The sequence below is a fragment of the Arthrobacter sp. MAHUQ-56 genome, from assembly GCF_019710585.1.
GTDB lineage: Bacteria > Actinomycetota > Actinomycetes > Actinomycetales > Micrococcaceae > Arthrobacter.
This window is the reverse complement of the sequence record NZ_JAIFZQ010000016.1, coordinates 336,311-359,719: the sequence shown is the minus strand read 5'-3', so window position 1 is coordinate 359,719 and position 23,409 is coordinate 336,311. Positions and strand designations below refer to the sequence as shown.

The 23,409-nt window shown below is 67.6% G+C and carries 21 protein-coding genes; 16 read left to right on the top strand and 5 right to left on the bottom strand.

The features are described from left to right. Positions 1-62: 62 nt before the first annotated feature. Positions 63-674: a YdeI family protein gene (locus K4G53_RS09660; RefSeq protein ID WP_221385476.1), complete on the bottom strand. Its 612-nt coding sequence runs from the start codon at positions 672-674 to the stop codon at positions 63-65. A gap of 108 nt (positions 675-782) precedes the next feature. Here K4G53_RS09660 and K4G53_RS09655 point away from each other — a divergent pair, with 108 nt between their 5' ends. From K4G53_RS09655 to K4G53_RS09620, 8 genes are all read left to right on the top strand, one after another. Further along, complete coding sequence (locus K4G53_RS09655; RefSeq protein WP_221385612.1) at positions 783-1,526, top strand: VOC family protein; 744 nt, start codon at positions 783-785, stop codon at positions 1,524-1,526. A 9-nt stretch (positions 1,527-1,535) separates the two neighbouring features. Then, a complete protein-coding gene (locus K4G53_RS09650; protein ID WP_221385475.1) occupies positions 1,536-2,075 on the top strand; it encodes an NUDIX hydrolase family protein in 540 nt (179 codons plus the stop codon). Positions 2,076-2,163: 88 nt separating this feature from the next. Next, positions 2,164-3,192 carry a DUF6707 family protein gene (locus K4G53_RS09645; protein ID WP_221385474.1) on the top strand — a complete coding sequence of 343 codons (1,029 nt, stop codon included), beginning with the start codon at positions 2,164-2,166 and terminating at the stop codon, positions 3,190-3,192. Positions 3,193-3,264: 72 nt separating this feature from the next. Continuing rightward, positions 3,265-3,993: an SRPBCC domain-containing protein gene (locus tag K4G53_RS09640; protein WP_221385473.1), complete on the top strand. Its 729-nt coding sequence runs from the start codon at positions 3,265-3,267 to the stop codon at positions 3,991-3,993. 48 nt (positions 3,994-4,041) lie between these two features. Next, on the top strand, positions 4,042-5,328 hold the full coding sequence (tgt, locus tag K4G53_RS09635) for a tRNA guanosine(34) transglycosylase Tgt (protein WP_221385472.1): 1,287 nt from the start codon (positions 4,042-4,044) through the stop codon (positions 5,326-5,328). Between the two features lie 35 nt (positions 5,329-5,363). Beyond that, positions 5,364-6,113, top strand: coding sequence for a dienelactone hydrolase family protein (locus tag K4G53_RS09630; RefSeq protein WP_221385471.1), 750 nt, complete (start codon positions 5,364-5,366; stop codon positions 6,111-6,113). Between the two features lie 156 nt (positions 6,114-6,269). Continuing rightward, positions 6,270-7,208 carry a type IV toxin-antitoxin system AbiEi family antitoxin domain-containing protein gene (locus tag K4G53_RS09625; RefSeq protein WP_221385470.1) on the top strand — a complete coding sequence of 313 codons (939 nt, stop codon included), beginning with the start codon at positions 6,270-6,272 and terminating at the stop codon, positions 7,206-7,208. Between the two features lie 131 nt (positions 7,209-7,339). Further along, entirely contained in the window at positions 7,340-8,197 is an 858-nt protein-coding gene (locus K4G53_RS09620; protein WP_221385469.1) for a hydroxymethylpyrimidine/phosphomethylpyrimidine kinase, read from the top strand. A gap of 20 nt (positions 8,198-8,217) precedes the next feature. Here K4G53_RS09620 and K4G53_RS09615 read toward each other — a convergent pair whose 3' ends face one another. Together K4G53_RS09615 and K4G53_RS09610 are read right to left on the bottom strand one after the other, a co-directional pair. Continuing rightward, entirely contained in the window at positions 8,218-9,966 is a 1,749-nt protein-coding gene (locus K4G53_RS09615) for a pyruvate dehydrogenase (protein ID WP_221385468.1), read from the bottom strand. A gap of 179 nt (positions 9,967-10,145) precedes the next feature. Continuing rightward, positions 10,146-11,540, bottom strand: a complete 1,395-nt coding sequence (locus tag K4G53_RS09610) for an MFS transporter (protein ID WP_221385467.1) — start codon at positions 11,538-11,540, stop codon at positions 10,146-10,148. 234 nt (positions 11,541-11,774) lie between these two features. Between K4G53_RS09610 and K4G53_RS09605 the strand changes: the two genes are divergently transcribed. From K4G53_RS09605 to K4G53_RS09590, 4 genes are all read left to right on the top strand, one after another. Next, a complete protein-coding gene (locus K4G53_RS09605) occupies positions 11,775-12,443 on the top strand; it encodes a response regulator transcription factor (protein ID WP_221385466.1) in 669 nt (222 codons plus the stop codon). Then, the gene (locus K4G53_RS09600) at positions 12,440-13,888 is read left to right on the top strand and encodes a HAMP domain-containing sensor histidine kinase (protein ID WP_221385465.1); all 1,449 of its coding nucleotides are present in this window, start codon (positions 12,440-12,442) and stop codon (positions 13,886-13,888) included. The genes K4G53_RS09605 and K4G53_RS09600 overlap by 4 nt, the downstream gene beginning before the upstream one ends. Beyond that, positions 13,881-14,888, top strand: coding sequence for a TAXI family TRAP transporter solute-binding subunit (locus tag K4G53_RS09595; RefSeq protein WP_221385464.1), 1,008 nt, complete (start codon positions 13,881-13,883; stop codon positions 14,886-14,888). The genes K4G53_RS09600 and K4G53_RS09595 overlap by 8 nt, the downstream gene beginning before the upstream one ends. 361 nt (positions 14,889-15,249) lie before the next feature. Continuing rightward, positions 15,250-15,582, top strand: coding sequence for a hypothetical protein (locus K4G53_RS09590; RefSeq protein ID WP_221385463.1), 333 nt, complete (start codon positions 15,250-15,252; stop codon positions 15,580-15,582). 1 nt (position 15,583) lies between these two features. On the opposite strand, the gene K4G53_RS09585 is transcribed toward K4G53_RS09590, so the two are convergent. After that, a complete protein-coding gene (locus K4G53_RS09585; RefSeq protein WP_221385462.1) occupies positions 15,584-17,098 on the bottom strand; it encodes a helix-turn-helix transcriptional regulator in 1,515 nt (504 codons plus the stop codon). A 149-nt stretch (positions 17,099-17,247) separates the two neighbouring features. Here K4G53_RS09585 and aceA point away from each other — a divergent pair, with 149 nt between their 5' ends. Continuing rightward, positions 17,248-18,564: an isocitrate lyase gene (gene aceA, locus K4G53_RS09580; RefSeq protein WP_221385461.1), complete on the top strand. Its 1,317-nt coding sequence runs from the start codon at positions 17,248-17,250 to the stop codon at positions 18,562-18,564. 102 nt (positions 18,565-18,666) lie between these two features. Continuing rightward, positions 18,667-20,319, top strand: a complete 1,653-nt coding sequence (gene aceB, locus K4G53_RS09575) for a malate synthase A (protein WP_221385460.1) — start codon at positions 18,667-18,669, stop codon at positions 20,317-20,319. Between the two features lie 215 nt (positions 20,320-20,534). Here aceB and K4G53_RS09570 read toward each other — a convergent pair whose 3' ends face one another. Beyond that, positions 20,535-21,731: a CynX/NimT family MFS transporter gene (locus K4G53_RS09570; protein ID WP_221385459.1), complete on the bottom strand. Its 1,197-nt coding sequence runs from the start codon at positions 21,729-21,731 to the stop codon at positions 20,535-20,537. Positions 21,732-21,874: 143 nt separating this feature from the next. On the opposite strand from K4G53_RS09570, the gene K4G53_RS09565 reads away from it, so the two are divergent. Together K4G53_RS09565 and K4G53_RS09560 are read left to right on the top strand one after the other, a co-directional pair. Further along, positions 21,875-22,834, top strand: coding sequence for a D-2-hydroxyacid dehydrogenase family protein (locus tag K4G53_RS09565; RefSeq protein ID WP_221385458.1), 960 nt, complete (start codon positions 21,875-21,877; stop codon positions 22,832-22,834). Positions 22,835-22,851: 17 nt separating this feature from the next. Beyond that, entirely contained in the window at positions 22,852-23,385 is a 534-nt protein-coding gene (locus tag K4G53_RS09560) for a GNAT family N-acetyltransferase (protein ID WP_221385457.1), read from the top strand. Positions 23,386-23,409: the final 24 nt, after the last annotated feature.

The following is a 23,409-nucleotide window of genomic DNA, read 5'->3' as shown; positions in this document are numbered from 1 at the left end:
AGTGCAAGTGAACCGTCAATCTTACCGGCAGGGCCGCCCGGAGCCCAATCCGGAGCGTCATGTTAGCGGGGCACGCCCGGACCCGCCGGCCGCCTCTTCTGCGGATAAGGCGTCTCCCCCCGTGCCAGCATCTCCACGAACCCGGCGATCCGGCGCGCCCGGGTGGCCGCCTGCTTCGCCGAATTTGTCCGGTACACCAGGGAGAACAGGTTGGTTTTGGTGAGGACGTCGAACGTGGCCTGCGCTGCCGGGTTGGCAGCGATGGCGGCGGCGAGGTCCGGGGGGACTTCGACAGCGGCCTGCCCGCCATAGGCCGCGTCCCAGCGGCCGTCAGCCTTTGCCGCGGCTACCGCTGCCCTGCCGGCGTCGGTCATCTTCCCGGCTTCCTCAAGCCGGGCGACATGCCCCACGTTCCGCGCCGACCAGACGCTGCGGGAACGGCGGGGGGTCATCCGGACGAACATGCTTCCGCTGTCGCGGCGCCGTCCCTGCCCGTCGATCCAGCCAAAGCACAGGGCCTCGTCCAGCGCCGCGGGGTAGTCGAGGCCGGTCACCGTACCGCCCTTCTTGCTCATCACCAGCCACACGCCGGGGCTGGTGGCGTGGTTCTCCTCCAGCCAGGCACGCCAGGCAGCGGCATCGGGCACCAGCAGTTCCTCGAGGTCATCGGCCATGGCCTAATTCTGCCCATGAAAAGGCGGGCCACAAGCCCCGTGTGCATCGGCGCATCAAGTGGCATCATGGCCATACGGCAGCACACCACCGAGCACAAGGACAACGCCATGCTCCGAGTCCGTCCCGTCCACTACACCTCCCGCACCGGGTCCTGGAAAGAACTCCTCACTGCGCTGGGCATGGTCCAGACAGAGGACGACGGCGGGCGGCAGGTTTTCGATTCCGCGTCCGGCCGCCTGGTGCTGCACCCCGAGCCTGCCGGATCCGGCCAGGACGGCCGGACCATCCTGGCGGTGGAGGTGGGCGACGTCGCCGAGTTCGCCCGCCGCACCAACCTGTCCGCGCAGGAGGATGGCGGTGCGAAGGACGGCATGCCACCGGCCGAGCTGGTCGCCGGCGACCATGGCGGCGCCTGCCGGATCAGCGCGCCGGACGGGTTCACGTTCATGGCCAGCAAGGCGGACCATTTCGCCCAGTGCGCCGACGCCGATCCTGCCCTGGCCGTCGTCGGCGTCTGGTACACGGCTGACCCGGACGCCGCGGCCCATACGCTGCTGCAGGTGGGCGCCCGCCCGCGCCCGGTTCCGGACAACGACGAAACGGCCGACTTCACCGCCAAGAACGGCGGCGTCCTCCTGGTGCGCCCGGCTTCGGGGCCGTCCCGCTCGGGCCTGGGCTTCGAGTACGGCGGTGCCTTGGAACCGTTGCGTGAGCGCCTCACGGCCGCCGGTTTCCCCGCCAGCCTCACCGAGGAGGCCTTTGGCAGCACCCTCCACGTGGCAAATCCGGACGCGCCCGTTCCCAACGCGCCCGCCACGGTCTGGATCTCCGAGCGGCGCCCCATGGGGTAGAAATTAACCATGAACGTGCGCACCCCTGACCCGAATCCCGGCTGGCTCTCTGAAGAAGACCTCTTTGAGGCCCGGGGGCGGCTGCCCATGGTGTACGTGGAGGCAGTGCCGGTCAGGCTTGACCCGCTGGGATACGTGAACGAGGTGGGCACGCTGCTGCAGGCGGACGCCGACGGCACCATGGTCCGGTCCCTCGTATCCGGCCGCGTCATCTACCGCGAAACCATCCGCGCCGCGCTGCTGCGGCACATGGAAAAAGACCTCGGCCCACTGGCGTTCCCGCAGCTGCCGCTCAGCCCGGTGCCCTTCACGGTGGCCGAATACTTCCCCGCACCGTCTCAGACCGGGTTCACCGATGAACGGCAACACGCCGTGTCCCTGGCCTACATCATCCCCGTCACGGGCGAGTGCGAGCCCCGCCAGGACGCCCTGGAACTGACCTGGATGACCCCCGAGGAAGTCCTCAGCCCGGGCGTCCAGATGGAGTTTTCCGGCGGCCGCGGCGCCCTCATCCGGCAGGCCCTGGCGTTCGCGGGTGTGGGCTTCTGACATCCCCGCCGGGCCGTGGGGGTCCCCGGTTTTAGGCACCTGCCTTTGTAGACTGTAGGGCGGACCGCAAGAGAACTTAAGGACTCCCATGACCGAATCACCAGCCGCCAGGCACCACCGTGAACAGCAGGCTGGATCTCTGACCACCGGCAGCCACATCCTCCTTCCGGACGGCCGCCGTACCGCCGAAATCGACCAAGTGGAGCTTGAGCACGACGACTTCGGCTCCCCGGCCCTGGTCCTGGCGAGCCTTTCCGGCGGCGGAACGCTGCGGGTGGCCATCGGCACCTTGGTCACTGTCGTGGACGGGGCGCACGACGACGTCACCCAGCTTCCGCTGCCGGCCCCCCTTCCGGAGGCCGCCCCTCCCGCGGAAGCCGCACCCAACGACGGGCAGCAGGAGCAGCCCGGCGGCGGGACCGGTCCCATCGCGGTGACGCCCGCCGTCGTCGTACCTCCCCTGCCTCCCGTTCCGCCCGCGGTGACCGGGCCCAGCGAGGAGGAACTGGCCCTCATCCCGGCGCCGAGCGGCACCCCCGAATCCGTGGTGGAGGCTGCGGCCGAAGCCCACCCCGACGCAATGGGCGTGCTGCTCCTGGCCGACCGGCTCTCCAAGGGCGTCAACTTCAAATCCGGAAGCTGCCTGAAGGACCTCAGCGACCTCGCGCATGAGCTGTTCATCACGCTCAAGGACGCCGAAGGTGCGCTGTCCGTCGCGGACCTCATCACCGTCCTTCCCTATGACGGAAACCCCGGCCGGTGGACCTCCGTGGAGGCATCCCTTGCCCTGGCCAGCTACATCTGCCGGGAGGACGGCCAGGATGAACGCGCCGAGGTCTACGAGAAGCTCATCCGCACACCCGAAAACCAGGAGACGGACCCGTTCAAGGCACGGATGGCGGCCAAGGTCCGGCAGCGCTCGCTCAACGAGCCCAACCTGTACGACAAGGAAATCTTCCGCTCCATCGACAACTCCAACCACGACGCCGAGCGCGAATGGCGGCTGCTGCGGCTGGAGTCCCTGCTGTTCCTGCGCGCCCACGGCGGCTCGGAAACCATCGGAATGCCCGAACTGCAGCGGCGCATCAGCAACGAGCTGGAGGCCGTCCGCTCCTGAGCGTCGCCGCGGCCGGCGGACCGGGGAAATTCCCCCTACCCGGCGCTGTGTCCGGGGCGTACATTCGGGGCTATGACGAACAATCTCAGCGTAGTGATCAACGCCGACGCGCCGCAGGTCTGGACCATGCTGCGCGAACCGTCCAGGGTGGCCCAGTGGCACGGCTGGCAGGCCGAGGACCTGGAGTCCGAGATCAAGGAGATCTACTTCTCGGGCGACGTCCAGGAATCCGCGGACCACACCAGCCTCACCGTCCATGGCGGGGACACCTTCGAGCTTCATCCCGTGCCCGGCGGAACCCGGGTCAGCGTTACCCGCGGAGCCCTTGACCACGACTCCGAATGGGCCGCCTGGGACGAGGACATCACGCAGGGGTGGCTGACGTTCCTGCAACAGCTCCGCTTCGCCCTGGAACGCCACCCGCACGGCAAGCGGCACACCTTGTTCCTGCACCTGCGGGACGGGAAGGGCTCGGCGATCGACAAGCTGGGACTCTCCGACCTCCCGGCAGCGGGCGAGCCGTACCAGGTGCAGCTGGGGACCGGCGAGCAGATCAGTGGGAAGGTCTGGTTCCGGACCAGCCACCAGGTTGGCCTCACGGTGCACGACTATGCGGAGCATGGCGAGGGGCTGCTGGTGGTGGCCGACCATCCCGCCATCAAGAATGTCCGCGAGGAGGGTGATGGCTCCCTGGTCATCGCTTCGACGTATGACCTGGGCGCCGGCAGGCTCGAGGCGGTGCGTTCCGCCTGGGATTCCTGGCGGTCCGAAAACTACCCTGACTCGGATCCGGTGAGCTGAGGGCGGCGTCCTTGCTGGCGCCGCCGCGTTTGCTGGCACACTGGTAGGGTGCCCGCCGATCTTGCCACCACCCTGCCCGATACCCAGTCCCAGTTCTCCTTCACGGTAGGCACCCGCCTGGCCGAGTCCTGCCCGCCGCCGGCCGCGCTGGTTGACGAAAACGGCGGGGAATTCCTGGGCCGCACCGGCACCATCACCACCCCGCATGGCGAGATCCGCACCCCGGCGTTCATCGCCGTCGGGACCAAGGCCACGGTGAAGGCTGTGCTCCCGGAATCCATGGCGGGGCTGGGCGCGCAGGCACTCCTGGCCAACGCCTACCACCTGTACCTGCAGCCGGGCCCGGACATCCTGGACGAGGCCGGTGGCCTGGGCGCCTTTATGAACTGGCCCGGGCCCACGTTCACGGACTCCGGCGGTTTCCAGGTGATGAGCCTGGGCTCCGGGTTCAAGAAGGTCATCGACATGAAATCCGTTGATGCCTCCGGCCCGGACGACGCCGTGGCCCCCGGCAAGGAGCGGCTGGCACACATCGACGACGACGGCGTCTGGTTCAAGTCGCACCTGAACGGTGACCGCCACCGCTTCTCCCCCGAAATCTCCATGCAGGTCCAGCACCAAATCGGTGCGGACATCATGTTCGCGTTCGACGAGCTCACCACGCTGCAGAACTCCCGCCGGTACCAGGAGGAATCGCTGGAGCGGACGCGGCTGTGGGCGGAGCGGTGCATCGCGGAGCATTTCCGGCTGACCGGCGAGCGGGCGGCGAAGCCGTACCAGGCCCTGTTCGGCGTCATCCAGGGCGCCCAGTACGAGGACCTGCGCCGGAAGGCCTGCCGCGACCTCGGCGCCATGCCGTTCGACGGCTACGGCATCGGCGGGGCACTGGAAAAGGAAAACCTTGGCACCATCGTGCGCTGGTGCAACGAGGAACTCCCCGAGGACAAGCCACGGCACCTGCTCGGCATCTCCGAGCCGGACGACATCTTCACGGCCATCGAAAACGGGGCCGACACCTTCGACTGCGTCTCCCCCACCCGTGTGGCCCGCAACTCCGCCTTCTACACCCCCTACGGCCGGTTCAACCTCTCGGGCGCGAAGTACAAGCGCGACTTCGGCCCGCTGCAGGAAGGCTGCGACTGCTACACGTGCGCCAACTACTCGCGCGCCTACATCCACCACCTGTTCAAAGCCAAGGAGATGGTCTCCGCCACCCTGATTTCCATCCACAACGAGCGGTTCGTGGTGAAGATGGTGGACGACGCGCGGCTGGCGATCGAGTCCGGCAGGTTCTTTGATTTCAAGGCCGAGACCCTGGGCCGGTACTACTCCTAGGCGGTACCACCGGGGCGCTCAGGTAGGGTGGCCCCATGCCCATCGAGATCCCTGCCGCAGAAGGCACCGCCGAGGCCCTGGTGGCCCGCCCGTCCACCGGAACCGGCCCGTTTCCCGGCGTCATCCTCTATATGGACGCGTTCGGCCTGCGCCCCCGCATCCAGGAGATGACCCAGCGCATCGCCGACTGGGGCTACGTGGTGCTGGCCCCGAACGTCTTCTACCGGGAAGGAACCGTGGCCGAACTCGCCCCTGAAGGGGACATGTCCACCGAGGAAGGCCGGGAGGCGGCGGGCAAGGCTGCGTTCCCGCGCGTCGGCCGCCTGACACCGGACAAGGCGCTGCCGGACATCGACGCCTGGGTGGCCGCCCTGGCATCCCTCGACGGCGTCGCCCCCGGCCCGATCGGAACCACCGGCTACTGCATGGGCGCCAGGCTTGCTGTCCGCACCGCAACGTCCCACCCCGAAGTGGTGGCGGCATGCGGCGGCTTCCATGGCGGCGGACTCGCCACCGACACCCCGGACAGCCCGCACCTCAAGCTGGGCAACGCACGGGCCCGGTTCGTCTTCGGCCATGCCGACCACGACCGCAGCATGGGTCCCGATGCCGTCGCCCGGCTCGGCGAAGCGCTCAAGGACGCAGGGCTTGAGGCATCCAACGAGATCTACGCCGGGGCGCCGCACGGCTACACCATGGCTGACACCTCGGCCTTCCACCCCGAAGCCACCGAACGGCACTTCCACGAACTCCGGGCCCTGCTGGACGGGACGCTGAAGGCCTAAGCCGGCTGCCGCCGTCGAAATCGCCGGAAAGCTGCGGGATCGCCGGAGCGTTCCGGCGATCCGGACGGTTTCCGGCGAGCTGGGGGGCCGCTCACGTTTTCCACATGACGACGGCGGCGCCTTCCGGAGCTGCCGCGGCGGCAGGATCCTGTCGGGATGACACCGCAACGACCAGTCCCGCTCCCCGCCCTTCCGGGGACCGGCAACCTGTGGCGGACGGGGCAATTGAACGAGATGGGCCTCAACGCCCGGGCCATCAAGGCCTTGGTGCTCCACGGAAAGCTGGTCCGCCTCCGCCACGGCTGCTACATCCGCGCTGAGCTGTGGGAGAAGCAGTCGGGCCCGGTCCGCAGCAGGCAGCTGATTCGCGCCCACGCGCATGGGACACTGACCACCTCAGCGGGCGGCTATGTGTACAGCCACACCTCGGCGGCCCGGCTGCACGGTTTGTATCTGTGGGACGTCGATGATCTGATCCACCTTCTGCTGCCGGGGAACCCTTCCAGCGAGCGGCTCGGCAAGGATGTCCGCGGCCATACCCGGCCGTGGACCGCACCGGAGGTGGTGACTCTCGGCGGACTGAGGGTGACGTCGCTGGAGCGGACGGTGGTGGATTGCGCCATGATGCTGGGCTACCGGCAGGCACTGGTGCTGATGGACCACGCGCTCAGGCTCGGTGCAGACAAGGTCCTCATGGACAATATGGCCCAGGGCCTGCAAGGGTGCCGCGGGATCCGGACCCTTCGGCTGGCGCTCACCCACGCCGATCCGCGGTCGGAGTCAGCCGGTGAGACTCTCACCCGCGAACTCCTGGCACGGTTGAAACTTCCGCTGCCCGAACCCCAGGTCGCAGTGGCTACGCGTGCCGGCCGGTACCGGCTGGATTTCGCCTGGAAGGAGAAGCAGGTGGCCCTCGAATTCGACGGGAAAACCAAGTACTTCGACTACAGGCCGACGGCGGAGGTGCTGTTCCAGGAACGGCAGCGCGAAAATGCCCTCATCGAGGACGGGTGGACCTTTCTGCGCGTGAAATGGGCCGACCTGTTCCGCGAACACGAGTTCAAAGCCCGTGTCCTTGCAGCGCTCCGCCGGTAGCCATGCCCCGGCCGGAGCCCAAATCGCCGGAAAGCCACCAAGTCGCCGGTTTAATCCGGCGATCTGGCATCCTTCCGGCGTCCCGGGACGGGTAAGCCACAACGCACGACGCCGGGTGGCAGGATGGGTGCATGACTTCCGTTTCCCCTGAAGCAACGCTGTCCGCGGACGCCCCCGCCGTCGTCCTCACCATCGCAGGCTCCGAAGCCACCGGCGGCGCCGGAGCCCAGGCCGACCTGAAGACCTTCCAGGAACTCGGCGTCTTCGGCATCGCAAACCTCACGTGCATCGTCTCCTTCGACCCCAACGACAGCTGGAACCACCGCTTCGTGCCGGTGGACCAGCAGGTGATTGCCGACCAGCTGGAAGCGACGACGGCGGCCTACGGTCCGGCGTCGGGCGCGCCTTCGGCTTTGGACACGGTGAAGATCGGCATGCTCGGCAGCCCGGCCACCATCAGCACGGTGGCCGGCGCCCTGCAGGAGAACAGCTTCGCCAATGTCGTCCTGGACCCGGTCCTCATCTGCAAGGGCCAGGAGCCCGGCCACGCCCTGGACACCGACCAGGCCCTGAAGGCGCAGATCCTGCCGCTGGCCACGTTCGTCACGCCCAACCACTTCGAGGCGGAATCACTCTCCGGCCTGGAGATCACCGACGTCGAATCCCTCAAGGCCGCCGCCGTCCGCATCCATGAGCTCAGCGGCGCGGCAGTCCTCGCCAAGGGCGGGGTGCGGCTGGAGGGCCCGGACGCCGTCGACGTGTTCTATGACGGCGAGACCCTCGAAGTCCTGGCCGCGCCGAAGGTGGGCGAGGTGGCCGTCTCGGGCGCTGGCTGCTCGCTGGCCGCGGCCGTAACCGCGGAGCTGGCCAAGGGCGCCACCCCGCTGGAGGCGGCACGGACCGCCAAGGACTTCGTCACCGCCGGCATCCGGAACCGCCTGGCCTCCGGCGCCCCGTTCGATGCCGTGTGGCAGGGCGGCGCGCGGTAACCCACCCAGTGTGCGGGGGCCTAGCTCCTGGGGATGTTGCGCAGGTTGCTGCGGGCCATGCTCACCGCCTCGCCGGCACCGCGGTTCAGGACCACCTTGGACATGGCCGTGGCGAACCCGAGCACCTGCGAGCCGGAGACCTTCGGCGGGATGGACAGCGCCTTGGGGTCGGTGATCAGCTCCACCAGCGACGGGCCCGGGTGCGCGAAGGCCTGCCGGTACGCCGCCTCGATCTGGCGGGGATCGGTGACCCGCACGGAGTGGAAACCCAAGGCCTTCGCCACGGCGGCATAGTTGGCGTCCGGCACATCCACGCCGAAGTCGGGCAGGCCATCCACCAGCATCTCCAGCTTCACCATGCCCAGGGTGGAGTTGTTGAACACCACCACGTTGACCGGCAGCTTGTACGCGGCGGCGGTGATGAGCTCGCCCAGCAGCATGGACAGGCCGCCGTCGCCCGAGACCGAAATGACCTGCCGGCCCGGGTATGCCAGCTGGGCGCCGATGGCGTGCGGGAGGGCATTGGCCATGGAGCCGTGCAGGAAGGAACCGATCAGCCTCCGCGTGCCCAGCGGATTGATGTAGCGCGCAGTCCAGACGTTGCACATGCCCGTGTCCGCGGTGAAGATCGCGTCCTCCGCGGCCACCTGGTCCAGCAGCGAGGCCGCGTACTCCGGATGGATGGGCTGCTTCGTCTCCACCTTGCGGGTGTAGGCGCCTACGGACTTGTTCATCAGCCGGTCGTGCTTCTTCAGCATCTGGTCCAGGAAGCGGCGGCTCTTCTTGGGTATAACCAGCGGCAGCAGCGCGCGCAGGGTGGGCAGCACGTCGCCATGGACGGCGATGTCCACGTCGGTCCGCCGCCCCAGCCGCTGCGCCGCCCGGTCCACCTGCGCGGTGCGGGTGTCCGGCAGGAACTGGTCGTACGGGAAGTCGGTGCCCAGCAGGACCAGCAGGTCCGCGTCCTCGATTCCCTCCGCGGCGGCACCGTAGCCCAGCAGGCCGGTCATGCCGATGTCGAAGGGGTTGTCGTACTGGACGAAGTCCTTGCCGCGCAGTGAGTGACCCACCGGCGCTTTGGCCAGCTCGGCGAGCGCCATCAGTTCCCGGTGCGCACCCTGCACGCCGGCCCCGGCAAAAATGGCCACCTTGCCGGCGTCGTTGATGGCATCGGCCAGCGCCCGGACGCTGGCATGGTCGGGGACCAAAGCGGCGGGCCGGAAGGTTGCGGGGAGCGGGGTGGGCGCAGTGGCCTCCAGCCCGGCGATGTCACCGGGAAGGGTGACGACGGCGACTCCGCCGAGTCCGAGCGCGTGCTGGATGGCGCTGTGCATCACGCGTGGTGCCTGCTCCGCGGTGCTGACCAGTTCCGAATACACCGAGCATTCGTTGAAGAGCCGGTCCGGGTGGGTTTCCTGGAAGAAGCTGCTGCCGATCTGCTTGCTCGGGATGTGCGAGGCGATGGCCAGCACGGGCGCACCGGAGCGGTTGGCGTCGTAGAGGCCGTTGATCAAGTGCAGGTTTCCGGGGCCGCAGGAGCCCGCGCAAACAGCCAGCTTGCCGGTGAGCTGCGCTTCGGCGGCCGCGGCGAAGGCGGCGGCTTCCTCATGGCGGACATGGATCCAGTCGATGCCGCCCTTGGCAGAGCCTCCCGTTTGCCGGACAGCGTCCACGATCGGGTTGAGGCTGTCCCCCACGATCCCGTAGATCCGCTGCACGCCGGCAGCCTGGAGTTGTTCGATGAGCTGGGTGGCAAGTTCCTTGGCCATGGGTGCAGACTCCCGCGTTTGTGGTGGTGTTCTGACATGGCCCAATATAGTCCGCGCACCCCGGACAGCCAGTTGGGGCGAGGCGCTCAGCGGTCCAAACACAAGGAGGCGTACGACGCCGGCCTGGCAGCCGCCGTCGTACGCCGCCTTGGCAACGGCACCCCTTGGTGCCTGCCGGACTAAACGCCCAGGGGATCCTTATCCTTACCGCCGTCCACGGGCGCCTGCTCCCAGGCGTGGCCCTGTTCGTCGTCGAGGTGCGTGGTCTTCTTGTTCTTCAGCGCGAAGATGTAGACCAGCAGCGAAATGGCGATGGCCACGGTGACGTAGGTGAAGAACAGGTCCTCCCGCTCCGCCTTCTGGAAAGCCGCGCCGATCAGCGGCACGGTACCGCCGAAGAGCGAGTTGGCGATCGCGTAGCCCAGGCCCACTCCCAGGGCGCGGATGGAGGCCGGGAAGAGCTCAGCCTTCACCAGGGCGTTGATGGAGGTGTAACCGCCCACGATTACCAGGCCGCCCATCATGAGCAGGAACGCGGTGAACGGATCCTTGGTGCCGGCCAGGGTGGAGAGCAGCGGCCAGGTGAACAGCACGCCGGTAATGCCGAACCACAGCAGCAGGGGCTTACGGCCCACCTTGTCCGAGATGATGCCGTAGACCGGCTGGAGCAGCATGAAGATGAACAGTGCCCAGAAGTTGATCACGGAGGTGTCCGTCTTGGCGATCCCGGACGTATCGTTCATGAACTTCAGGATGAAGTTGGTGTAGGTGTAGAAGGCCACGGTGCCGCCCAGGGTGATGCCGATGCAGACCAGCAGCGGCTTCCAGTAGCCGGTGAACAGCAGCTTCATGGTGCCCGGCTGGGCCTGGCCCGGCACTGCAGGGGTCTTGGCCGCGTTGATCTGCTCTGCCGAGACGGTCTCTTCCATGGAGCGGCGCAGCCACAGCACCACGAGGGCGGCCACGCCGCCGATGGCGAACGGGATCCGCCAGCCCCACTCGCCCAGGTCGCCCTTGGGCATGACGTTCTGCAGGATCACCAGGACCAGGAGGGCCAGCATCTGGCCGCCCACCAGGGTGACGTACTGGAAGCTGGAGAAGAAGCCGCGGCGCTTGGACGTGGCTGCCTCCGACATGTAGGTGGCGCTGGTGCCGTATTCGCCGCCCACGGAGAAGCCCTGGATCACGCGGATGATGACCAGCAGGATCATGGCCCACAGCCCGATGACGTCCTGGGTGGGCAGGACGGCGATGCCGAAGGAGCCGGCGGACATCAGGGTGACGCTGAGGGTCAGTGCCGCCTTGCGGCCGTTGCGGTCCGCGTACCGGCCGAAGAACCAGGCTCCGATGGGCCGCATGAGGAACGACGTCGAGAAGACGGCCATCGCTTCAAGGCCCGCCTGGAGCTCATCCTTGGAGTTGAAGAAGTGGGCCTGGAAATAGGCGGCGAAGACGGTGTAGACGTAGAGGTCGTACCACTCCACGAGGTTGCCGGCGGATCCCTTCAGGATATTGCCCACCGCCCGCCGGGTCTGGGCTGCCTCCGTGGCAGGGATGGCTTGTTGGGTGCTCATCGGTGAGTTCCTCCTCGTAGTGATTGCGGTCTCCAGCGCCGGGAGCCTTATCCAAGTTATGGGTGATGCACGGCACAGCCAACGCGGAAGGGCATTTCCTAACACTTCCTTAGGTTTGGGCGGGGCCCCCTTCCCAACCTGCCGACCGCCGTCGGGCGTAAGCGCCCGGGGCGCGGTAGTCTCCAAAGGCGGGGGATGAACCGGAACAGCGCACAAACAGCAAGGAACAGGGCAATGGAAGTGCTGATCGTCGAGGACGACGACGCCATGGCCAGCGCGCTGGCCGCCGGCGTCGCGACGGCCGGGCATGCGGCTTCCAGGGTGTCCCGCGGCGCCGACGCGCTTCTTACCCACCGGGATTTCCAGGTGATCCTGCTGGACCTCGGGCTTCCGGACATGGACGGGCTTGAGGTGCTGCGCAAGCTCCGCCAGGTCACCGATGTTCCCATCCTGGTCCTGACCGCGCGCGACGACGAACGCAGCGTGGTGCTCGGCCTGCGGTCGGGTGCGGACGACTACCTGGTCAAACCCGTCAAGCTCGTGGAATTGCTGGCCCGGATAGAAGCGGTGACCCGCCGGGCCGGACGCAGCAGCGGGGCGACACAGCACAGCGTCGTCCTGGACGACCTTGACATTGACCTGGACCGGCGGGTCGCGTCCAAGGCCGGCGTCCCCCTCCCCCTCACCGCCACCGAGTTCGAGTTGCTGGCCCTGCTGGCGCGCCATGCCGGTTCGGTAGTCACGCGCGAACAGATCCTGGACGCCCTGTGGGGCGACGCCTTCCTGGCATCGTCACGCTCCCTGGATGTGCACCTCACCGGGCTGCGGGCCAAACTGCAGAAGCCCGGCTTCATCATCAACGTCCGCGGGGTCGGCTACCGGGTGGAGGCGGCTGCCCCATGAGGCTGCGGGTCCTCGGCGTCCTCAGCGTGCTCTGCCTCGTGGTGGTCTTCCTGATTTCGGGAACCATCCTGTCCTCGGCGTCCCGGGAGCTGACGCAGGAGCTGCAGATCAACCGGGCGGCGTCGCTGAACCGGCTGGCGCAGGTGGCGTTCGACGCATCCGGGGACGGCGACACCGCCCGGCTGCAGCGGGAAATGGACACCTACTCCGGGCTGTACGGGGAAGGCATTGTGGTGCGGCTGCAGCAGGAGACCTTGGCGTCTGGTGGGCTGGGGGCCGACCGCGCCGACGTGCAGGAAGCCCTCTCCGTGGCCCGGCTGAACGTGAGCAACACGGCCCTGGAACCGCTGGAGCCCTTCGGCACCGGTTCCCAGGTCATCTTCCGGCCCTTCGGCAATGCCAGCCAGGTTCTGGGGGCCGTGGTCCTGGACGTCGACGCTGCGACCGCACGGCAGAAGCTCCGGGAACGGTGGCTCGGTGTGGGAGTGGCTTCACTCGCCCTGGCCGCAATCCTCCTGTTCGGCGCAGCCCGGGTCACCAGTTGGGTCCTGCGGCCGGTCCTGCGCCTGAACTCGGCGGTCAACGAGCTGGGCAGGACCGGGCGCGCCGGGCGCCTGCCGGAGGCCGGGCCGCCGGAACTGCGGGAGCTGAGCAGGTCCTTCACCGCGATGGCCCGGACCGTAAGCGCCAGCATGGAGTCGCAGCGGCAGCTGATTGCGGACACCTCACACCAGCTGCGCAACCCGGTGGGTGCGCTGCGGCTGCGGCTGGACCTGCTCCAGCTCGAGCTGAAGGGCGCCCCCGAACACGATGCCGCCGAACGGGCCATCGCCGAGCTGGAACGGGTGGAGGAGATACTGGACGGCGTGTTGAAGCTTGCGGCGGCGGAGCACCGGGCGTCCGAAGGTTCCCTCCGGGCCGTTGGCAGCCACCCCGAGCCGCCCGCATCGGAAGCGGTGGATCCGTACCCCGTCCTCCAGGGCGAAGTCGAACGGGCGGCGCCGCTGGCTGCGCAGGCCGGATGCCGGCTGGTCCTGGCTCCTGCTCCCCGGCCGGCGGCACTGGCGGCGTGCAAGCCGGCGGAACTGGCCCAGATGGTGGGCGAACTGCTGGGCAACGCCTTCAAGTACGCGCCCGGAGCCACCGTCACCGCCCAGGTCCGGGCAGCGAATGGGAGGGTGGCCGTTGAAATTTCCGACGACGGTCCAGGGCTTTCCGAGGCGGAGCGCGCTTCGGCTGCCACCAGGTTTTGGCGGTCCCCCCGGCACGCCTCAGTCCCCGGGACGGGCCTGGGCATGACAATTGTTGGCGAGCTTGCGGCAGCCAATGGCGGCCGGCTTGTCCTGGCCGAAGCAGCACCGCACGGGCTGTCAGCAAGGATTGAGTTTCCCTTGTACACGGCCCAGGTCCCGTCAGAACCCGACAGCGGTGAGAACTATGCGTGACGTTCACGTGCCCCCAGCACCGCCTTCCCGCCGCTCGGTGCTCAAGTCAGCCCTCGCCGTCGGGCTCGTATCGTTGCTGCCGCCAGGCCTCAGCTCCTGCACCGCCGGCGACCGCCCGGACACCTTGACCGTGGCAGGCGGTGAGCCGGGCGGGTTCTACCTGGAATTTTCCACGCTGCTGGCGGCTGCGCTGGAGCGGCACGGCGTAGCCCGGCACGCCACGGCTGTGCCCACAGGCGGCAGCCTGGACAACCTTGCCGAGCTGCGGGCAGGAAGGGCGGCGTTTGCCGTGGCCCTGGCTGACGCGGCAACCCAGCAGCCCGGACTGGCCGGTGGAGCCGAGATTGCAGCGGTGGGGAAGGTCTACGAAAACTATGTCCACTGCGTGGTCCGCAGGGACAGCGACATCCGGGACATCTCCGGCCTCGCCGGGCGCAGGGTCGCCGTGGGCCAGCCAGGCTCCGGGACGTCCATCACCACACCGCGGCTCCTGGCCGCGGCCGGGCTGGCAACCTCCGCGGATGCTGCGACGCCAGCCCCGGGGACAACCGCCGTCGAAAACCTTGGCCTGAACGACGGCATCGCCGCGCTCAAGGCAGGAACGGTGGATGCCCTGTTCTGGTCCGGCGGCGTTCCCACGGCTGCGATCGCCGCCGCAACCAAGGAGGTGGCACTGGCACTGCTGGACCTGTCAGCGCTGCTGCCGGAACTGCGTCGCCGGTACGGCGGCGTGTACGACCGCGTCCTGATCCCGGAGGGCAGCTACCCCGGAGTGCCCGCGGTGTGGACCGTGGGCGCCCCCAACCTCCTGCTCTGCCGCCGGGACCTGGATGGCGCCACCGTGGAACGCACGGTCCAGCTGCTGGTGCACAACGCCGGCGAACTGATTCCCCAGTCCACCCTGGGCGTGCAGTTCCTCAGCGCGGAAACCCTCATCAACACCGCCGGAGTCCCCCTGCACCCGGCTGCGGCCGCTGCGTACCGGGAACTGCACGGCTAGCCAGGCGCCCCATCACTTCCCGCCCCAAAACCACTGACGCCCCATCAGCTCCTGCCCCACAAGTGAGCAGACGTTGGGGTTAGGTTTCGGCTTCTTATCCACATACGCGCTTCCGGCTGTCGCAGGGCCGGCAGTTTCCCCCTACTGTTTGGACGACCAGTAGAGCAGGAAGGAAGTGAGGATCACTGTGGGCAGGAACCAGCGCCGGCGGGCGGGACAGAGGGATCATGCCCGGAGCGGCTTCGGGGGCGCCATGCCAGATGCCCTCCCGAATGAATCGCTCACTCCGGACCGCACTATTCGCGACTTGGAGTCCCTACTACCGTCCTTCGCCCGCTGGTATGGCGCCCGAGGCGTCAACATGAACGTGGCCACTGTCCTAGAGCGCCTGATCGTCTTTTACAAGCTCCATGCAGAATATAGTGGGTGCCCGAAAGCAACGACTTTGGATACAGAGTTGCTGGCGGAACTGGTCCCCGCACTGCTCGAGCGCAATCCAGATGTTTGCACTTCGTTCTGCATCGCCCTGCACGAATTTGTGCGCTTCCTCGGAGCTTTCGGTAAATGGTCCGGCAGCGAAGACTCCTATTGGGCCGCGCTCGATATCCTGCGTGACGCAATACTCGATGGACTAGCCATGACGCCCAGTAGTTTGAGTGCTGCCCATGGGTACGCATTGGAAGGTAGACGATAACTCAATTCCCCGAGTGGGCCTGCAGGAAGCTGTACACCTCGGTCTCGTCCACACCGGGGAAGGCGCCGGGTGGCATCGCGGCCAGCAGGTGTGAGTGTGCCCGCGCCGAGGGCCAGGCGTTGCCGGCCCACTGGGTGGCCAACTCGGCGGGCGGACGTTTGCAGCAGGTGGGGTCCGGGCAGTTGGAGGTGGCCCGGGCTGTGGTTTCCCGTCCCCGGAACCACTTCACATGCTGGTAGGGCACGCCAATGCTGAGCGAGAACTCACCGCTTGCGGAGCGCTCAGTCCGTGCGGTGCACCAATACGTGCCCGAAGGCGTATCGGTGTATTGGCTGTAGGCGCTGAACTTGTCCGGAACGTCGAACACGGCGCGGGACGTCCAGGCCTTGCACGAGGGCTGGCCCTCGATGGCGCCGGTGTGGTCCTGGGGGAAGTTCACGCCGTCGTTCTCGTAGGCCTTGTAGATGATGCCGCTCTGGTGGGTCTTCTGGAAATGGGTGGTGATGCCCAGGTGCTTGGTGGCCAGGTTCGTGAACCGGTGCGCTGCGGTCTCATAGGACACGGCGAAGGCGTCCCGGATGTCCTCCACCGCGATTTCCTTGGCTGCCTTGGCTTTCTGCAGAAATTCCACGGTGGCCTGCTCCGGCAGGAGCAGGGCGGCGGCGAAATAGTTGGTGGCCACCCGCTGGGCCAGGAAGTCGCCGTAGTTCTTCGGTGTCTCGTGGCCCAGGACGTAGTGCCCCAAAGCCTGCAGCAGCACCGAGCGGGGGTCGTGGTCCTGCCGCTGGCTCTGGGTCAGGTAAATTTTGCGGTTCTTCAAGTCAGTCACCGAGCGGGTGGAATGCGGCAGATCCCCCACGTGGTGCAGGGTGAAACCGAGGTGCGCGGCAATGTCCGCGATGACGTGCTGGCTCAGCGGACCGGTGGTGTAGCCCACCTCCTTGAGGACCTTCTGTGCCTCTGCCTCATACTCCGGGAAATAGTTCCCGCGCTCCCGCATCATGGCCCGCAGTTCACCATTGGCGCGGCGCGCTTCCTCGGGGGTGGCCACCTGCTCGTTCATCTTCCGTTCCAGCTCGTGCAGCAACCCCACCTGGGCCTCCAGGACATCCAGCGGAAGCCTTGAGCTGATGCGGATTTTGGGCAGGTTCAGGGATTCGTACAGGGGCCCGCGCTGGTACCGTTCCAGCTCAATCTCCAGTGCGGCGCGGCGGCTGGGCGGCTCGGCCCCGAGCAACTGGTCGATGCTGACATTCAGCGCACCCGCCAGGTGCTGCAGCAGCGTCAGTTTGGGCTCGCGCTTGCCGTTCTCGATCAGGCTGAGCTGGCTAGGGGCGGTTCCGACGGCGGCGCTCAGGTCATCGAGGGTGAGCCCTGCTTGCTTGCGCAGGTGGCGGACGCGGCGGCCCAGCGCAAAGACGTCCAGTTCGGGGGCGGCGGCGGGGGACGAGTGCTGGGAAACGTCCCTGTTCCAGCTTGAAGGCGACATTTCTGAAGAATACGTGAAGAAACGCATTTCTTTCCATACCTTTTCTCTGGAAAGGGGGTTGAAAGTGCTGAAAAGTAGTTGTCACGGAAAGAAACACCGCACCGGATAAGCCGGTGGGAGCCTCAACGGCGCGGTTCCCACCTACTCCATCCGGAGCTCAATCAAGGAGATCAACGATGACTGCAGCATTTGAGCCCACCTCACAGACGGCCGAAGAGCAGGCTGCCGCCCTGGAGCTCGAGTGGGCCGCCAACCCCCGCTGGGAAGGTGTGACCCGGGACTACTCAGCCTCCGACGTCGTCCGCCTCCGGGGCCGCGTCTCCGAAGAGCACACCCTGGCCCGGCGGGGTTCGGAGAAGCTGTGGAAGCAGCTCACCGAGGAGCACAAGACCGGCGGCTACACCAACGCCCTGGGCGCCCTCACCGGCAACCAGGCCGTCCAGCAGGTCAAGGCCGGCCTCCGCGCCATCTACCTCTCCGGCTGGCAGGTCGCCGCGGACGCCAACAACTCCGGCCACACCTACCCGGACCAGTCGCTTTACCCCGCCAACTCGGTCCCCACCGTGGTCCGCCGCATCAACAACGCCCTGCTCCGGGCAGACCAGATCGAGTTCTCCGAAGGCATCCAGACCGTTGAGGACTGGCTGGTCCCGATCGTCGCTGACGCCGAGGCCGGCTTCGGCGGCCCGCTGAACGCCTACGAGCTGATGAAGTCCATGATCCAGGCCGGTGCCTCAGGTGTTCACTGGGAGGACCAGCTCGCTTCCGAAAAGAAGTGCGGCCACCTCGGCGGCAAGGTGCTGATTCCCACCCAGCAGCACGTCCGCACCCTGAACGCGGCCCGGCTGGCAGCCGACGTCGCCGGCACCCCCACCGTCGTCATCGCCCGCACCGACGCCGAAGCCGCCACCCTGATCACCTCCGACGTCGACGAACGGGACCAGGAATTCATCACCGGTGAGCGCACCGCGGAGGGCTTCTACAAGGTCCGCAACGGCATCGAGCCCTGCATCGCCCGCGCCAAGGCCTACGCCCCCTACTCGGACCTGATCTGGATGGAAACCGGCACCCCGGACCTTGAGCTGGCCCGCAAGTTCGCCGAATCGGTCAAGGCCGAGTTCCCGGATCAGATGCTCTCCTACAACTGCTCGCCGTCGTTCAACTGGCGCAAGCACCTGGACGACGACACCATCGCCAAGTTCCAGCGTGAACTCGGTGCCATGGGCTTCACGTTCCAGTTCATCACCCTGGCCGGCTTCCACGCCCTGAACTACTCGATGTTCGACCTCGCCCACGGTTACGCCCGTGACGGCATGAGCGCCTACGTCGAACTCCAGGAGAAGGAATTCGCCTCCGAGTCCCGCGGCTACACCGCAACCAAGCACCAGCGCGAAGTCGGCACCGGCTACTTCGACAGCATCTCCACGGCGCTCAACCCGAACGCCTCCACCCTCGCTTTGGTCGGATCGACCGAAGAGGGCCAGTTCCACTAATCCCAGCCTTCCCCGCTCGTTGCTCTATCACTTTTGGCCCTTAACGGACCCCCTTGGGAACCAAAAGTGATAGAGCAACGAGGGTTTACCAGGAGAACTCCCATGAACAGCTTCACCGATAGCTTCACGATCAATGGCATAACCCTCACTGCGCAGCCCATTTGCCGGCAGGACGAGGTGCTGACCCCGGATGCCCTCACGTTCATCGGCAAGCTGCACCGGGCTACTGCCGACCGGCGGCAGGAGCTGCTGCAGGCACGGCGGACCCGGCGGGCTGACATTGCCGCCGGCGCCGACCCCCGCTTCCTCCGGGAGACCGAGCACATCCGCAACGACCCGTCATGGCGCGTCGCTCCCCCGGCCCCCGGCCTGGAGGACCGCCGCGTGGAGATCACCGGCCCGGTGGACAAGAAGATGACCATCAACGCGCTGAACTCCGGGGCCAAGGTGTGGCTCGCGGACATGGAGGATTCCTCCACCCCCACCTGGCGGAACGTCATCAAGGGCCAGCTGAACCTCACCGACGCCCTGGAACGGCGGATCGACTTCACCACGGACGAAGGCAAGGAATACAAGCTCCGCCCCGCCGGGGACCTGCCCACCATCGTGGTCCGCCCCCGCGGCTGGCACCTGCCCGAGAAGCACATGCTCATCGACGGCCAGCCGATCGCCGGCGGCATCGTGGACTTCGGACTGTTCTTCTTCCACAACGCCCGCCGCCTGCTCGCCCAGGGCAAGGGACCGTACTTCTACCTGCCCAAGATCGAGAACCACCTCGAAGCCCGGCTCTGGAACGACATCTTCATCCTCGCCCAGGACCTGCTCGGCATCCCCCAGGGCACCATCCGCGCCACCGTGCTGATCGAGACCATCACCGCAGCCTTCGAAATGGAGGAAATCCTCTACGAACTGCGCGACCACGCCTCCGGCTTGAACGCCGGCCGCTGGGACTACATCTTCTCCCTCATCAAGAACTTCCGCACCCGCGGCCCCCGCTTCGTCCTCCCGGACCGGGCCCAGGTGACCATGACCGCCCCCTTCATGCGCGCCTACACCGAACAGCTGGTCCGGGCCTGCCACAAGCGCGGCGCCATGGCCATCGGCGGCATGGCCGCAGCCGTGCCAAACCGCAAGGACCCGGAAGCAAACGCCAACGCCCTCGAGAAGGTCCGCGCGGACAAGACCCGCGAGGCCAACGACGGCTTCGACGGCTCCTGGGTGGCCCACCCGGACCTGGTGCCCATCTGCCGCGAGGTCTTCGACGGCGTCCTCGGCGAGCGCAGCAACCAGCTGGACCGGTTGCGGGAAGACGTCACCCCGGACGACCGCGCCCTGATCAACGTGGCCGCCACCCAGGGCACCATCACCGAACAGGGCATCAGGAACAACATCGAGGTGGGAATCCGCTACATCGAGTCCTGGCTGCGCGGCAACGGTGCAGTGGCCATCCACAACCTCATGGAGGACGCCGCCACCGCCGAAATCTCCCGGTCGCAGCTCTGGCAGTGGATCTACGCCCGGGCCATCACGGACCACGGCGAGATCGTCACCCACGAGTGGGTGGAGGAGCTCCTCGACGAGGAATTCGCCCGGCTGGAACGCTTCGACGGCGACCGCTTCGAAGACGCCCGCGACATCTTCGAGGAAGTCACCCTGGCCACCGAGTTCCCGTCCTTCCTCACCCTGCCCGCCTACGCCCGCTACCTCACCGAAGCCCGCGAAAGGGCCACCGTCGAGGAGCTCGCCGCGGCATAACCCAATCTTCCGCTTGCCGGGCCGGCACGCCCTTCGCAACAGGCCCCCCGAAATCCGGGGCGCCGGCCCGGCAGCGGAGCAACCCCACGTCCCCCAGCTGACGCGGGACAACCCGGGACGCCCGCTCACTTTCCTCAGAAAGGTGAGCGGGCGTCGTCGTGTTTGTTGCGCTAAGTGAGCAGGGGCTTGAGGCGGGACGACGGCGGTGTCTTGCCTTAGCGCCCCTTCGGCACCTTCCGCACGGACAGGGTGGTGCTGGCAAAGAAGGTCAGCACCGAGACCAGGATGACCAGCAGGGCCGGGGTCCACGATCCCGAAGAGTCGTGCACGAAGCCCACCAGCGGGGGCGCCACGGCGGCGAGGCAGTAGCCCAGGCCCTGGACCGTGGCTGACATCCTGCCGGCGGAGGCCTGGTCGCGGGCGAGCTTGATGATGGCGATGAAAATCAGGGTGATGCCGCCGCCCTGGGCAATCCCGCCGGAAATGGACCACAGCCACCACAGCTGCGGCAGGAAGAGAAGCCCCACCGGAACGGCCAGCCACAACGTGCCCAGGGTGACCGCCACCGCCGTCGTGCTCATGTATTTGGCGGCGAAGGGCACGCCGAGGCCGCCCAGGATGGCGAGGATCTGGAAAATCGAGGATGCCGCGCCCGCTTCCGAAGCGGACATGGCCAGTTCGTCATGCAGGTAGCTGGGCAGCCATGCCGTGACGCCGTAATAGGAAAACGCCTGTCCACCGAAGCCCGCCGTCAGTCCGGCCGTTATCCAGCCGGCGCCGTTCACCGGGGGCAGTTGCGTGCTGCTGCGGCCATCCTCGCCGGCCGCCACGAATGCACTGCGCGGCCCCACCGCCAGGACCCACACCGCAACCGCGGCAACGGCCAGGACGGCCACGGACCCCAGGGCAAGCCGCCACCCCGCGGCGGCGGCAAGCGGGGCCATGGCCACCGACGTCAGGAAGGATCCGATGTTCAGTGCCGCGGTGTAGATGCCCATTGCGGTCCCCTGTCGCCGCGGGGCGAAATCGCGCCGGATGATCAGCGGCACCGCGATGTTGCCCACCGTGATGGCCACGCCGATCAGCACGGTTCCGGCCACCACCAGCACCGGTCCCCCGCCGGATCGCAAGAGCACACCCGCCAGCACCCCCAGGATGGTCAGTGTCACGGCCACCTCGGCACCGAACTTCCTGGCCGCCAGGGACGCCAGGGGCGCAGCCAGCGAGAAGCAGAGCACCGGGATGCTGGTCAGCAGGCCCAGCAGGACCGGCGAAAAATGGAGTTCCGCCTGCATGAGGTCCACTACCGGGGCGACGGCAACAAACGGGCCACGCAGGTTCAGCGCGAGCAGCCCGATGCAGGCCAGCAGGATCCAGCTGTTTGGGACGCGGGAGAGGAGCCGGCCGCTCACAGGGGCAAAATCGGGAATGGGCGCAGTTTCATCACTCCCATTGCTATCATGCCGCGGCTTGCGGGAGTTTCAGGCACCCCCGCCGCCGGCCCTGCCATACGATGAACGTGACCCTGGCCGAAGGACACCGCGAAGGACCCGCCATGCCGCACCGCCTTGCCATCCTTGACGACTACCAGGACGTGGCCCACGCTTTCGCCGACTGGGCTTCCCTGGAGGCCGACGGCGTCACCGTCACCACCTACCGTGAACCCTTTACTTCCCGGGATGCGCTGGTTTCGGCGCTGGCGGACACGACGATCGTGGTCGCGATGCGGGAGCGGACCGCCTTCCCGCGCGAGGTGTTCGAGAAACTGCCGGCCCTCCAACTGCTGGTCACCACGGGGATGGCGAACGCCTCCATTGATGTGGCCGCGGCGGCGGAGCACGGGGTGACGGTATGCGGGACGCCCGGTTCACCCAACGCCGCACCCGAGCTGACGTGGGCCCTGCTGCTGGCCGCCGCCCGGCACCTGCCCGCCGAGGAAGACTCGCTCCGCGCCGGCACGTGGCAGTCCACGGTGGGCGTCGAACTGGCCGGGAAGACCCTGGGCATCGTGGGGCTGGGCAAGATCGGGCGCCGGGTGGCCGCCTACGGGCAGGCGTTCGGGATGGACGTGGTGGCGTGGAGTGCCAACCTGACCGCGGAGGCAGCCGCCGGGGCCGGCGCGCGGCTGGTGTCCAAGGAGGAACTGTTCACCGTCGCCGACGTCGCCACCCTCCACCTGCGGCTGTCCGAACGGTCCGAAAACACCGTGGGCGAGGCCGAACTGCGGCTGCTGGGGCCCGACGGCATCCTGGTGAACACCGCCCGGGGGCCGCTGGTTGACCAGGAAGCACTGGTCAAGGCGCTGAACGAGGGGTGGATCCGCGGCGCGGCCCTGGACGTGTTCGACCAGGAACCCCTGCACGCCGGACATCCGCTCCTGGCCGCGCCGAATACGGTGCTCTCGCCCCACCTCGGCTACGTCACGCAGGAAAGCTACCGGCAGTTTTACGGCGGCGCGCTGGAGGACGTCTCCGCCTGGCTCGCCGGGTCCCCCCTCCGCACCATCACCGCCTGACAGGAGGAAGAAGCCGCATGAGCCACACCATCCGCAAGGCAACAGCGGACGACGCCGGCCCGCTGGCTGAGCTGGCGGCCGTCACCTTTCCGCTGGCCTGCCCGCCGTCGTCGTCACCTGCGGACATTGCGGCGCACCTGGCCAACACGCTCAGCGAAAAGCACTTCCAGCGCTACCTCGCCGACCCGGAGACCACTGTCCTGGTGATCGACGCCGACGGCCGGCTCAACGGGTACAGCCTGCTGGTGAACCGTGCCGCGGCGGATCCCGACGTTTTGTCCGCCCTGACCCTGCAGCCGTCAGTGGAGCTCAGCAAGTGCTACGTCCACCCGGACTACCACGGGCTCGGCGCCGCCGCAGAGCTCATGCATGCCAGCCTCCGGGCTGCCGCAGCCGCCGGCGGCGCGGCCGCGTGGCTGGGAGTCAACAGCCAGAACGCGCGCGCCATCCGCTTTTACGAAAAGTCGGGCTTCCGCAAGGTGGGCACCAAGTCCTTCCAACTGGGCAGCACCGTGGAACATGACTTCGTGCTGGAGCGTGCCCTGCCCTGACCCTGCCGGGCAGGCCGGCCTCCT